We start from the raw sequence: 11,864 nt of genomic DNA, 5'->3' as shown, positions 1-11,864 counted from the left end.
CATTTTTTCTAACTACCGCATTGAGATTTCTTTATTTTTGGCTTTGTTCAAAATTCACCAGCCATTGCACGCCAAATTTGTCTTTAAAACTTCCAAAATAAGCGCCCCAGAAAGTATCTTCGAGGGGCATTTCAATAGTTCCGCCTGCTGATAGCCCGTTAAAAAGATGTTCTGTTTCTTCTCTGCTTTCTGGGTGAAGAGATATTTGAACATTGTTCCCTTCATTTAAAATATGTCCGCAAGAAGGAAGTATATCTGAAGCCATTAGTGTAGTATGTCCGTCAATTGGCAATGCAATATGCATTATTCCGTTTCTTTCATTTTCAGGAAGTTGCGAAGATTCAGGTGCTTCGGTCATTCTATGGACGGCACTAAATTCGCCCCCAAAAACAGATTTGTAAAAATTAAAAGCTTCTTCGGCTTTGCCGTTGAAGTTTAAGTAAGGATTCATTTTAGCCATGTTTTCTAAGTTATGTAAGTTTAAAAATTGTTGTTAAACAAATTTATAGATTAGACATGGGTGCATTGAGGTGCGAAAAGGTCAATTTTAGGGGCTGTTTGCGACAAGTTTTTCTCTATATATTGATTAACGTTAAAATAACATTTTAAAACTACCTTTGGTTCTTAATTTCGCATTGCTGTCATGATTAGATTAAATAACGAAACACCATCGAATGTATTACAAGATGTAAAAATTGGTAATCTGGTTACCGATACATTTAGTAAAACCGGCTTGGTTGAGAAAATAGAAATTACTGATGATGGCTTATACCGGATTTACAAGTTTATTCTTGTAACAGGGAGAAGCATTACCGTAAAGAAGTAAATTCTATTTATCGATTAACCGACTTATGGTATCATAAGATAGATCTTTATAATCATCTATGTATAAATTGCAAGGAGGAAGCTCCTCTTTAGTATGAGAGGTAAGCACCCCAACTACTTTCATCCCTGCATTTAAAGCGGCCGAGACTCCAGAAAACGAATCCTCAAACACGATGCATTGATCAGGTAACATCCCAAGGTTTTTGGCTGACGTAAGGTAGACCTCAGGGTCAGGTTTATGTTTTTTCACATCTTCGCTTGCCATTATAGAACCTAGTATTTCTCTAATGGGTACTTTGTTGAGTATCAGTTCCAGATTGGCGTATGGAGCCGAAGTAGCCACACCTAATTTTGCGCCATTGTTTTTTAGGTTGTTTATGAACTCAACTAAACCTGAAATGGGTTGTACATTGGGTTCGTATATTTTTCTGAAAAGACCTTCTTTTTCCTGTTCTAATTGCAGTAGTTCTTCGCCTTCAATTTTTCTTTTTAAGAAGTGGCTGAGGATATAACTATTTGATTTGCCAAACATGTGTTGGGCGAACTCTTCATCTGTAGGAGTCAGGTTTCTTGTCGAAAAAAACTCACGGAAGGCAAGGGAATGGTAAGGATTGGTATGGCAGATCACACCGTCCATGTCAAAAATGACAGCAATTTCTTTATTCATGAAACAAAGTTAAGAATTTTAAAAGAGCTCATCGTTAATGACGATGAGTATAAACAAGAGGATATCTAAAAAGGTGTCTTTGCTGTTTGATTATGCTCATCGTCATCCTGAATTCATTTCACTGTTGTCCGGTTAACTTTATAACCGGACAACAGTGAAATGAATTCAGGATGACGACCTTACCTTTTTAGGTATCCTCTTGTTGTTTGAAAGCTGTTTTGTTATTATTCAGCTTTTTTTGGAGCGTCTTTTTTGTTTGCTTTCTTCTCAGTTTTCTTTTCTGCTTTAAACTCTTTGTAAGCTTTGCGCTGAGTGTCATTCAAGACTGCGTTTATTTTATTGTCTCTTTCATCTTTAGCGGCTTTAATAGCAGCTTTGTCTTTCTTTTCGCCTTTAGGATTGCTATCCTTTACTTTTTTAAAGCTTTCGATGTTTATTGCCTCAATTTTTGATTTTTGATCGGCAGTTAGCGATAGCTTTTTAGTCAGCTCCTCTGTTGCATACTGAGCCTTTTGTTCAGGCGTTTTTTTTACCTTTTTGTCAGTTTGTGCAAATGCCATAGTACCCATACTAATGAATAATATCGCTGTGAAGATTAATCTTTTCATATACAATTTTTGTTATTCTAGAGTTATAGAGGGATAAAGATAGGAATGGTTTAATCAATAAAAGTAATTTGGTGTGTTTATTGCTATGCAGAGGTTTTAAAAGATTTTATATATTAAATACATGCTTAAAAAGATATCAATTGTTGTAATCGGTTTATTTGTTGTTTTATTCGCCGCTGCGGCTGCAATTCCCTTGTTCTTTAAAAAGGAGATTGATGCAAAGATTAAATCGTCTATAAATGAGAGTGTGAATGCTAAAGTGGATTTTAAAGATCTGGATTTAACTTTAATCCGTTCGTTTCCTAACCTGGGGATAAAGATCAACAACCTAACCGTTTTGGGTATTGATAGCTTTGCTAAAGACACATTAGCGACCATTAAGCAACTTCAATTGAATGTGAACTTAATGAGTGTGATTAAGGGTGAAAAGTATGAGATAAAATCAATTAATGTTGAAGAGCCAAAGATTCTGGCTAAAGTATTGAAAAGTGGTCAGGCCAATTGGGATATTGCAAAGAAAGATAGTTCTGCCACTGAGGGAACAGATACTGCTAAAACTGCTTTTAAAGTAGCCTTACAAAAGTATGCAATTGAAAAAGGTAAAGTTGTTTATGATGATGCCTCTTTAGGTTTTTTCATGGAGATGGATAATTTAAACCATACAGGTACAGGTGATTTTACGCAAGATTTGTTTACCCTTAAAACTCAGTCTGATATAGAAAAACTAACAGTTAAATATGGTGGTATTCCTTATTTGAACAAGGTAAAGCTTGGTGCTGATCTTCCTATTGATATCGATATAAAGAATATGAAGTTCACTTTTGCCGAGAACAAGATTAAACTTAATGAATTGTTATTGTCGGCCGTTGGATACCTTGCCATGCCAAATGATAAGGATATAGTTATGGATTTTAAGTTTGATGCAAAGCAATCTGAACTTAAAAATTTCCTTTCTTTAATACCCGCAATTTATGCCAGCAATTTTAAGGACATGGATGCTACAGGTAAATTTGCAATGGACGGAAGTGCGAAAGGTATATACAATGATAAATCATTACCTGCTTTTAATGTTAATCTTTCTATAGAAAATGGTAAGATAAAATATCCTTCTTTGCCTTCTGCCATTAATAATATACAAGTGAAATCGCAAATCAGTAATCCCGATGGTGTAATGGATCATACCGTTGTAAATGTACCTGCATTTCACATGGAGTTTGGTAATGCACCAATTGATGGAAGATTATTGTTGAAAAATCCGACAACTGATCCATTTGTGGATATGGCACTTAAAGGAAAGCTGGATTTAAAACAGCTGACTACAATTTTCCCGATGAAGGATATGACCTTAAGTGGTATTCTGGATGCAGATGTGCAGGCGGCAGGACGTAAATCATCTATTGATAAAGGGCAGTATGAAGCATTCAAAGCATCAGGACAAATGCTGGCAAGTAATTTCAATTATTCAGGTAAAAATGTGCCAATGCCTGTTAGCGTTCCCTCGGCAAAAATGTCTTTTAGTCCTAAGAATATCACTTTAGGCAATCTTACCGCTAAAGTTGGTAAAAGTGATTTCGCCGCAAATGGTACGGTAAATAACTACCTGAGCTACTTCTTTAAAAAGAACCAAGCCTTACAAGGAACATTCAACGTGGCCTCGAACTTAATTGATGTTAATGAGTTGATGGGACCAAAAAGTACGGAGGAAACAGCGAAAAAGGGTGATTCGAAATTAACTGTATTTGAAGTGCCCGGAAATATCGATTTTGATATGACCGCAAAAGCAGGACGTGTGTTATATGATAATTATGATATCACTAATGCAAAGGGAGCTTTAGAAGTTAAAAACAAGACCATATACTTTAAAGATATGGGGATGAACATGCTTGATGGTACGGTGAAGATGAATGGATCGTACGCCACAATAGACCCTAAAAAACCAAAGGTTGATGTTGATTTCGGCATCGAAAAAATGGATATCCAAAAAGCATTTACTGCTTTCAATACGGTAAAGTTATTGGCCCCGGTTGCCAAATTTGCAAAGGGAGTATTCTCTACTAATTTAAAGTTCAATTCTGATCTGGATCAAAATATGATGCCTGTTTACTCTTCTATAAATGCTGAGGGTTTAACCAACATTATTCAGGCAGTACTTGATGGATTTGAGCCATTAAATAAACTGGCTTCTGCTTTAAGTTCCGATAAATTTAAAAAGCTGGAATTAAACAATGTTCTTACTAAGTTCAAGATTAAAGACGGTCGTTTAAATGTTGCGCCTTTTGACATTAAAAAAGAAGGCATTTTGATGAATGTTCAAGGTTCAAATGGTTTGGATCAGAGTATGGATTATCAGCTTGGGTTAAATGTCCCGAGAGCTATGCTTGGAGCAAAAGCAAATGAGACGGCAAATGCCTTTATTGCGAAGCTGAATAACAAGGCTGGGACTAATGTAACCATGAGTGAAACTATAAAAGTAAATGCGGTGTTAGGTGGTACAATTCTAAAACCTACTATTAATTTAAAATACGGCGCAGGAGATGCAAAGGCAGGAGCTAAGGAAGCCGTTAGCCAGATAGTTGCCGAGAAAAAAGAGGAGATTAAAGCGGTTGCTCAGGCTAAAGTTGATACCATTAAAGCGCAAGCAACAGAAAAAGCTAAAAATGTGATTGCTGATAAGCTAAATGGCCTGTTTAAGAAGAAAAGCCAATAGCTATTTTTAGATCATCCATTTTTCACATGTTTTCAGGAATTTAGGATCTACATCAGCTCCAATTCCTGGAGTATCAGGGATATCCACAAAATATCCGTTGTATGTAATGCCACCAGTTACGGGGTCAACGAGATGCCCAAGTAAACAGGAATCCAAATCGAAGAAAATCACATTAGGACTTGCCAAAGCAAAATGCATATTTGCACTGATCGCTATTCTACTTTCAAGCATTCCGCCTATCATACATTTTGTGCCGGTTTGTAAAGCAATTTCATGAATCTTTTGTGCCTCAAGTATTCCTCCTGATTTTGAAAACTTAATATTAAGGTAATCAACCGAGCCACTGTTTATCAGCTTTCGCGCGTCGTGATGGTTGTAGCAACTTTCATCTGCCATAATTTTAATAGGAGAGTTTGCTCTTAGTTCTGGCAGTTTATCATCAAACCAGGTACGCATAGGTTGTTCGCAAAATTGAATGTTGAAATTCTCCAGTGCCCCCAGTGCATATAGTGCATCATCAAAACTCCAGCCTTGATTTGCATCGAGCCTCAGAATCATGTCGGTTCCAACTGCCTGCCTGATTAAGCTCACCCTTTCTATATCGCTATGCACATCTTTACCAAGTTTTATTTTGATGATATGGCAGCCATTGGCTTTAAACCCTATTGCAGCAGTTGCCATGTTTTCAGGGCTATCGATACCTATGGTCATGTCGGTTTCTACAACACGTTTCTCGCCGCCTAAATATTTGTAAAGAGGCTGTTTATCATGTTTTGCCGCAATGTCAAACAGGGCCATGTCGAATGCACTTTTGATGGTGCTGTTGTGTGCGGCATAGCCCAGCAGCTCGTTCATTCTTTCAGGTATGTCAAGAGGATCTTTTCCAATAAGAATCCTGGCAAACTCTTTTGCCATTGCCAGGCAGGTTTCCTGACTTTCTCCAACAATCATAGGAAACGCTGAGCATTCCCCAATCCCATAAATATTATTGTTGGTGTAAATTTTAATGAGCACATTCTGAGCGAAATACATAGTGCCAGTAGCAATTGCAAATGGTTCTGTTGGTATGCTGAAACGATAAATTTCGATATATGTAATCTTCATGTTATCAGAGCTATACTGTAAAAGTACAACTTATCTTTTTACCTTTATAGCATGAATTTAGAACCCAATAATTTAATTAAAGCCTCATCACCTTACTTATTGCAACATGCCCATAACCCCGTAAATTGGTATGAATGGGGAGAAGAAGCTTTACAAAAGGCGAAGGAGGAAAATAAGTTAATATTGGTTAGTATAGGATATTCGGCATGCCATTGGTGCCATGTTATGGAGCGCGAGAGTTTTGAAAAACACGAAGTTGCCGAAGTAATGAATCAGCACTTTGTATGTATTAAAGTGGATAGAGAAGAGCGGCCTGATATTGATCAGATTTACATGATGGCCATACAGTTAATGACAGGTAGTGGCGGCTGGCCTTTAAATTGTATTTGCCTACCAGATCAAAGACCAATTTATGGTGGTACTTATTTTAAAAAGGACGATTGGATCAGCGTTTTATTGAGCGTTGCTAACTTATGGGCCAATGAACCTGATAAAGCAAAGCAGTACGCCGACAGGCTTACCGATGGAATTCGTAACTCTGAAAAGGTGATTCCTAATGTTAAGGTTGATGAATATACCAAAGCCCACTTAACAGAAATTATAGAGCCCTGGAAAAGATATTTTGATATGGCCGAGGGTGGTTACAACCGTGCCCCAAAATTTCCATTACCAAATAACTGGCAGTTTATGCTAAGATATAGTCACCTGATGGAAGATGATGCGACTCACGTATCGGCTTTACTTACTTTAGAGAAAATGGCGCTTGGCGGTATTTATGATCATGTTGGAGGAGGATTTGCCAGATACTCTGTAGATGGTAATTGGCATGTTCCTCATTTCGAGAAAATGCTTTATGATAACGGACAGCTGATAAGCCTTTATGCTGAAGCTTACCAATATTCTAAATCTCTCCTGTTTAGAGATGTAGTAGTAGAAACTATTGATTGGCTTGAAAGAGAAATGACTTCGCCCGAGGGTCTATTTTACTCCGCTTTGGATGCAGATAGCGAAGGTATGGAAGGTAAGTTTTATGTTTGGAACAAGGAAGAATTTGATGCCGTAGTAGGAGAGGATGCCCATCTGCTGGCAAATTATTATAAGGTTACGGATGATGGGAATTGGGAAGAAGAAAAAACCAATATACTTTTAAGGAAGTTTGAAGAAGAGGAATATGCAGATGTAAAAGGAATAACGGTAATGGAGCTTCAAGAAAAGATAAGAGAGGCGAAGGCTAAACTATTACAGGCACGTAGCAAAAGAGTACGCCCGGGATTAGACGACAAATGTCTTACTGCATGGAATGCAATGGCTATTAAAGGCTTAGCTGAAAGTGCTGGTATACTTGGTATTTCACATTATTATGAATTGGCAAAAAAAGCTACCGATTTTATTCTGGCAAATTTACGTACCCCTGATGGTGGCTTGTATCGTAACTTTAAAAGCGGAAAGGTAACCATTCCGGGGTTTTTAGATGATTATGCTTTTTTTATTGAAGCTTTGATTGCGCTTTATCAATCAGATTCTGATGAGCGCTGGCTTACTGAAGCAAAGCAGTTAACTGATTATGTGTTGGCAAACTTTGAAGATCCAGATAGTCCGATGCTGTTTTATACCTCTGCTAGTGGCGAAACTCTGATTGCTCGTAAACATGAAATAATGGATAATGTGATTCCATCTTCAAACTCAACAATGGCGCAGAATTTACATGTTTTGGGATTGTTATTCGATAATGAGCAATATTTGAACAAGGCTGCAGCGATGCTTACATCCGTCCATCCTCAAATAAAAACATACGGTTCAGCATATTCTAACTGGGCTATTCAATTGCTTAATGAAGTATTCGGAATTAATGAGATTGCTATAACCGGTGATAAGGTATCAGAGATAAAAAGGGAACTGAATATGCATTACATCCCTAATAAAATTACATTGGCCGGAACAAATTCGAGCTTACCTTTGTTAAAAGATAAGCAAAGCATTGAAACAAAAATCTATATTTGCCGAAATAAAGCGTGCCAGTTGCCGGTAGCGACCGTTGATGAAGCATTACAATTGATAACTAAATAACATCATAATGAGTATTAAACCCAATACAGTAGTATCATTAACGTACGAATTGCATACGACTAATGAAGAAGGACAACAAGTTTTTGTAGAGAAAGCCGATGAGCAAAATGCATTAGTATTTCTTTATGGTACAGGAATGATGTTGCCAAAATTTGAAGAACATTTAGATGGTCTGAATGTTGGAGATGAATATAGCTTTGAACTTACCGCAGCTGATGGTTATGGTGAATTAGATCCGGGAGCTTTTGCAGACTTGCCTAAAGACATGTTTAAAGATGTTGAATTGCCTTCAGTAGGTGATGTTATCCCTTTACAAGACAATCAAGGTAACCACTTCAGAGCTGGCGTTACAGCTGTTCATGAGGATGTTATTTCAGTAGATTTGAACCACCCGATGGCTGGTAAAAATTTAATATTTGCTGGTAAAATTTTAACCGTACGTGAGGCTACTCAAGATGAATTGAGCCATGGTCATGCGCACGGTGCTGATGGTCATTCAGGTCATTAATAACTAATTACTTAAAACCCCTTGGTTTTCGAAAAGAAGATCAGGGGGTTTTATCAGTGAACCGCGCTGCTGTTGCATTTTTCGCAAACTCCAAAAGCTGTTGAGGTTACGGTTGTGGCTGTAAAACCTTGAGGCATTTTAATTCTTGGGACATTAACCTCCAAACAATAAATCTTAAAGCAGTTTGTACAATTAAAGTGTACATGTTCATCATGATGATGGTGTTCTGTACAGGAGGCCGAGCAGATTGCGTAATTGGCAGTTCCATTCATATCCATTATCCTATGAAGTATGCCTTTATCTTCATAAGTATTCAATATCCTGTATAGCGTAACCCTATCTATTTCTTTACCGAGCTTTTTTTCGAGCTCCGGTTGCGAAACAGCAGCTGTATCCAAAGCAATTTCTTCGAGCACGCGAACCCTTTGTTTGGTATGCTTTAAATCGTGCGTTCTTAATATGTTGGCTGGATCTATCATGTTGGTCGGTTTAAATAGGTTTGGCTGCAGCTAGTACAATAGGTGGGTTATCCATTGCATTGCCGGTATTTAACTTTAAGGTTCCCTTTACAGTTATGGTTTGATAAGTGAATTTTATAGGTTCTGTTAGCTCTACCAACACCATAATAGGTACTCCGTTTTTACCGCAGAAATAACATTGATTAATGGGTAAGGTAGAAAGCATAAACTTAGTTTGTTTCATCCCGTCTTTAATAGGAACAATATAGCCTTCGAGCTCAAATGGTTTATTTGCGAATTTCTTTATGTTGTTGTTGTAAACGGCAAACATCTCTGTATCCTTAACTATTTTGAAATCTACACTGCCAATAACATCCCAGTTATCAGACATTATCTGATCATCAGGATTGTGCTGTGCCTTAACAGCGAGACCAGTAAAAAGTAATAAGAAGAGAACAATATTTTTTATCATAAAAGTGTGTTTTAATTCTTTGATAATATTTTAGAGATATTTGATCTATACGCTTGTACAGCAGGTATTATAGCCGCAAATATACCAATAGCAAGTCCGGCTGCAAATAAATATGCCTCATCACCAAGTAAAATCAACCCGGTTAATCGGGCCTGACTACTTTCCTGATTGCTTCCAATAAATTCTAAAGCCAAATGCCCTAATGCTATTCCAATTATTGTACCTGCTAAAGTAAGCATAATCCCTTCTGCAATTACAATCAGAAACAGCTTACCTCTGGATGCTCCCAGTGTACGCATAATGGCCAAATCATAACTTCTTTCTTTTAATGAGTTGTACAGATTTACAAATACACTTACTGCTGCAATGAACATAATAAGTAAGGCAAACCATTGCAACGTATCCACCCCAACGCCTATTAAAGAAAACAATCTGGTGCTTTCCTGAGCGGGAGAGGCAGCCTGCATATTTGTAGATTCATTTACCATACGAGGAAACATAACCACCGACATTGGTGAACGGTACTGGATCAGTAAGGAAGTAATTTCTTTATTCTGAATTTCTGGTGCTTCCTTTTCTTTGTGTTTTGAATCATGATCATGTTCTTCTTCTTCCTCGTGATCGTGCATCTTCCAGACGCTTGAAATGTTCGTTAATATCAGATTGTCTGTTACATTTCCTTGTGGTGTTAAAATGCCGGCAACTTTATAGGCTTGGGTTTTATGCACATCAGTACTTCCGGTAAGACCATGTGCACCATAAAAAGTATCACCTATTTTAAGCCTTTGATTTTTAGCTACGGAGCTTCCAATAGTGGTTTCAAAATCGCTTTGCCAGAATTTACCTTCTTTAACCTCAAGCTTATAAATACCAACAAAATTGCTGTCGGTGCCCACAATACGGACACCATTATAATTATCTCCAAGGGCTAATGGCACTGCGTTTTTAACAAAAGGACTTCTGGCCAGTTCCTGAGCCTCTTTTAAAGGGATGTTGCCTGTGGGGAAATCGATGTAATAAATGCTGCTCAGTATAAGCTGCAAAGGGCTGCCTTTGGCTCCTACTACCAGGTCGATATCCTTAGAGTTGTTTTCCAGCTTATCACTAATTTGCTTTGAGGCAAGCAGTAGTATGGTTAATATACCAGTTCCAAAAGCAATCAAGATAATGTTTAATACTGATGATAATGGTTTAGACCAGATGCTTTTCCAGCTTATCTTTAAAGGGCTCATGATAATTCGTAGGTGTTTGTAAACGCGTCTTTAACTCTTTTGTCGTGCGTAGCCACAATAAGTGTAGCCTGGTTAATGCCCGATTGATCTATTAAAAGCTCCAGCACTGCTGCTGCATTTTTGTCATCCAAACTTGACGTTGGTTCATCTGCGATCAGTAATGTTGGCCTGTTAATTACCGCCCTTGCAATAGATACACGCTGCAACTGTCCCTGACTCAGCTCACTCGGATAATCATCCTTTTTATCGGCTATGCCTAAAGAAGCTAAAACTTCCTGTACTCTGTTTAAGTCGGTTGGGAGATTTGCAAAACTCTGCGCCATGACAAGGTTTTCCTTTATCGTAAGACTTTTTATAAGGTGTGGACGCTGGAAAATGATCCCAACGTTTCTGCCCCTAAACTGATCCAGGTGTTTTGAAGACAGATCATAAATAGATGTGCCATTAATAACAACACTACCTTGCAGGGGCTTTAAAATTCCTGTTAAAATATGAAGCAGCGTAGTTTTACCACTTCCGGATGCGCCAAGCAATAGCCATTGAGATCCATCTTCTACCTGCCAGTCTTCAAAGCCTATTCTATGGCCATTCTCATAGTTATGAGCTACCGCATTTAATGCAATCATACTTAATCCTAATTTTTAATGTGGCTTTTTACATAGTTCATGTAAAGCTGCTTGCCATTTACTTTATCATGTTTGCAACCTGGGTTTATCATGCTTATAAAAAGCAAAAACGCACCAAATATTAATTTTCTGTTCATCACTTCTGTGGTTTGTAAAGTTAGCAAATGCAATTTTATTTATGCGCGCAGCTGCGGCTGTATTTCCAGTTTACATAATGGGCAAAGGCAATGGTAAAACCTCCTATTGGGATTAATACAGCCTCCAGGTTTTCTATTAGGTAATGCCCTGTTGCTATCATTGCAAAGCCCATTACTAGAATTATAATAGGTAATAGTCTTTTATGTTTAGGATATGAGGTACTCAGTGAATACACACCAATAACGAGCGATAAGCCTATCATGCTCATCTCTACCCAGCTATGGGCTAAAAAACTAAGGCCAAACAATGGTAATGCAGTAAGCACAAAGGGCAGCACTGCACAATGAATTGCACAGGCTAAAGAGGCGGTCATTCCCAACTGATCTAATTTTTCGGATTTGATAAAGTGCTTCATGTTGTTTAAATATATTTTTTGTGCCAGTTCCAACTGG

At 37.7% G+C, this 11,864-nt stretch carries 13 protein-coding genes; 4 read left to right on the top strand and 9 right to left on the bottom strand.

Going from position 1 to position 11,864, the window contains the following annotated elements; genetic code table 11:
- Positions 1-31: 31 nt before the first annotated feature.
- Positions 32-451: a VOC family protein gene (locus tag N824_RS19795; protein WP_306413912.1), complete on the bottom strand. Its 420-nt coding sequence runs from the start codon at positions 449-451 to the stop codon at positions 32-34.
- 192 nt (positions 452-643) lie between these two features.
- On the opposite strand from N824_RS19795, the gene N824_RS19790 reads away from it, so the two are divergent.
- Positions 644-826 carry a hypothetical protein gene (locus N824_RS19790; RefSeq protein ID WP_048906879.1) on the top strand — a complete coding sequence of 61 codons (183 nt, stop codon included), beginning with the start codon at positions 644-646 and terminating at the stop codon, positions 824-826.
- Between the two features lie 3 nt (positions 827-829).
- Here N824_RS19790 and N824_RS19785 read toward each other — a convergent pair whose 3' ends face one another.
- Both N824_RS19785 and N824_RS19780 read right to left on the bottom strand, forming a co-directional pair.
- Positions 830-1,492, bottom strand: a complete 663-nt coding sequence (locus tag N824_RS19785) for an HAD family phosphatase (protein WP_048906878.1) — start codon at positions 1,490-1,492, stop codon at positions 830-832.
- 224 nt (positions 1,493-1,716) lie between these two features.
- Positions 1,717-2,100: a hypothetical protein gene (locus N824_RS19780; RefSeq protein WP_048906877.1), complete on the bottom strand. Its 384-nt coding sequence runs from the start codon at positions 2,098-2,100 to the stop codon at positions 1,717-1,719.
- Positions 2,101-2,221: 121 nt separating this feature from the next.
- Between N824_RS19780 and N824_RS19775 the strand changes: the two genes are divergently transcribed.
- A complete protein-coding gene (locus tag N824_RS19775; protein ID WP_048906876.1) occupies positions 2,222-4,807 on the top strand; it encodes an AsmA-like C-terminal region-containing protein in 2,586 nt (861 codons plus the stop codon).
- Between the two features lie 6 nt (positions 4,808-4,813).
- On the opposite strand, the gene N824_RS19770 is transcribed toward N824_RS19775, so the two are convergent.
- Positions 4,814-5,911 carry a mandelate racemase/muconate lactonizing enzyme family protein gene (locus tag N824_RS19770; RefSeq protein WP_048906875.1) on the bottom strand — a complete coding sequence of 366 codons (1,098 nt, stop codon included), beginning with the start codon at positions 5,909-5,911 and terminating at the stop codon, positions 4,814-4,816.
- Positions 5,912-5,962: 51 nt separating this feature from the next.
- Between N824_RS19770 and N824_RS19765 the strand changes: the two genes are divergently transcribed.
- Positions 5,963-7,978, top strand: coding sequence for a thioredoxin domain-containing protein (locus N824_RS19765; protein ID WP_048906874.1), 2,016 nt, complete (start codon positions 5,963-5,965; stop codon positions 7,976-7,978).
- Positions 7,979-7,985: 7 nt separating this feature from the next.
- A complete protein-coding gene (locus N824_RS19760; RefSeq protein WP_048906873.1) occupies positions 7,986-8,486 on the top strand; it encodes a peptidylprolyl isomerase in 501 nt (166 codons plus the stop codon).
- 53 nt (positions 8,487-8,539) lie between these two features.
- Here N824_RS19760 and N824_RS19755 read toward each other — a convergent pair whose 3' ends face one another.
- From N824_RS19755 to N824_RS19735, 5 genes are all read right to left on the bottom strand, one after another.
- Positions 8,540-8,965, bottom strand: coding sequence for a Fur family transcriptional regulator (locus N824_RS19755; protein WP_048906872.1), 426 nt, complete (start codon positions 8,963-8,965; stop codon positions 8,540-8,542).
- A 10-nt stretch (positions 8,966-8,975) separates the two neighbouring features.
- Positions 8,976-9,416: a hypothetical protein gene (locus N824_RS19750; protein ID WP_048906871.1), complete on the bottom strand. Its 441-nt coding sequence runs from the start codon at positions 9,414-9,416 to the stop codon at positions 8,976-8,978.
- 11 nt (positions 9,417-9,427) lie between these two features.
- Positions 9,428-10,648 (bottom strand): FtsX-like permease family protein, encoded by a 1,221-nt coding sequence (locus N824_RS19745; protein WP_048906870.1) that lies wholly within the window; start codon positions 10,646-10,648, stop codon positions 9,428-9,430.
- Positions 10,645-11,274, bottom strand: coding sequence for an ABC transporter ATP-binding protein (locus N824_RS19740; RefSeq protein WP_048906869.1), 630 nt, complete (start codon positions 11,272-11,274; stop codon positions 10,645-10,647). Before N824_RS19740 ends, N824_RS19745 begins: the two co-directional genes overlap by 4 nt.
- Positions 11,275-11,446: 172 nt before the next feature.
- The gene (locus tag N824_RS19735; RefSeq protein WP_048906942.1) at positions 11,447-11,827 is read right to left on the bottom strand and encodes a MerC domain-containing protein; all 381 of its coding nucleotides are present in this window, start codon (positions 11,825-11,827) and stop codon (positions 11,447-11,449) included.
- Positions 11,828-11,864 lie beyond the last annotated feature (37 nt).

This window comes from Pedobacter sp. V48 (assembly GCF_000523515.1).
GTDB lineage: Bacteria > Bacteroidota > Bacteroidia > Sphingobacteriales > Sphingobacteriaceae > Pedobacter.
The sequence above is the reverse complement of the archived record's forward strand: the minus strand, read 5'-3'. Positions and strand labels throughout refer to the sequence as shown.

Excerpts from the sequence above, each read along its gene's own strand:
- N824_RS19760 (WP_048906873.1), top strand. The coding sequence starts at position 7,986 with ATGAGTATTAAACCCAATACAGTAGTATCATTAACGTACGAATTGCAT.
- N824_RS19780 (WP_048906877.1), bottom strand. The coding sequence starts at position 2,100 with ATGAAAAGATTAATCTTCACAGCGATATTATTCATTAGTATGGGTACT.
- N824_RS19790 (WP_048906879.1), top strand. The coding sequence starts at position 644 with ATGATTAGATTAAATAACGAAACACCATCGAATGTATTACAAGATGTA.
- N824_RS19770 (WP_048906875.1), bottom strand. The coding sequence starts at position 5,911 with ATGAAGATTACATATATCGAAATTTATCGTTTCAGCATACCAACAGAA.
- N824_RS19740 (WP_048906869.1), bottom strand. The coding sequence starts at position 11,274 with ATGATTGCATTAAATGCGGTAGCTCATAACTATGAGAATGGCCATAGA.
- N824_RS19750 (WP_048906871.1), bottom strand. The coding sequence starts at position 9,416 with ATGATAAAAAATATTGTTCTCTTCTTATTACTTTTTACTGGTCTCGCT.
- N824_RS19735 (WP_048906942.1), bottom strand. The coding sequence starts at position 11,827 with ATGAAGCACTTTATCAAATCCGAAAAATTAGATCAGTTGGGAATGACC.
- N824_RS19785 (WP_048906878.1), bottom strand. The coding sequence starts at position 1,492 with ATGAATAAAGAAATTGCTGTCATTTTTGACATGGACGGTGTGATCTGC.
- N824_RS19765 (WP_048906874.1), top strand. The coding sequence starts at position 5,963 with ATGAATTTAGAACCCAATAATTTAATTAAAGCCTCATCACCTTACTTA.
- N824_RS19775 (WP_048906876.1), top strand. The coding sequence starts at position 2,222 with ATGCTTAAAAAGATATCAATTGTTGTAATCGGTTTATTTGTTGTTTTA.
- N824_RS19795 (WP_306413912.1), bottom strand. The coding sequence starts at position 451 with ATGAATCCTTACTTAAACTTCAACGGCAAAGCCGAAGAAGCTTTTAAT.
- N824_RS19745 (WP_048906870.1), bottom strand. The coding sequence starts at position 10,648 with ATGAGCCCTTTAAAGATAAGCTGGAAAAGCATCTGGTCTAAACCATTA.
- N824_RS19755 (WP_048906872.1), bottom strand. The coding sequence starts at position 8,965 with ATGATAGATCCAGCCAACATATTAAGAACGCACGATTTAAAGCATACC.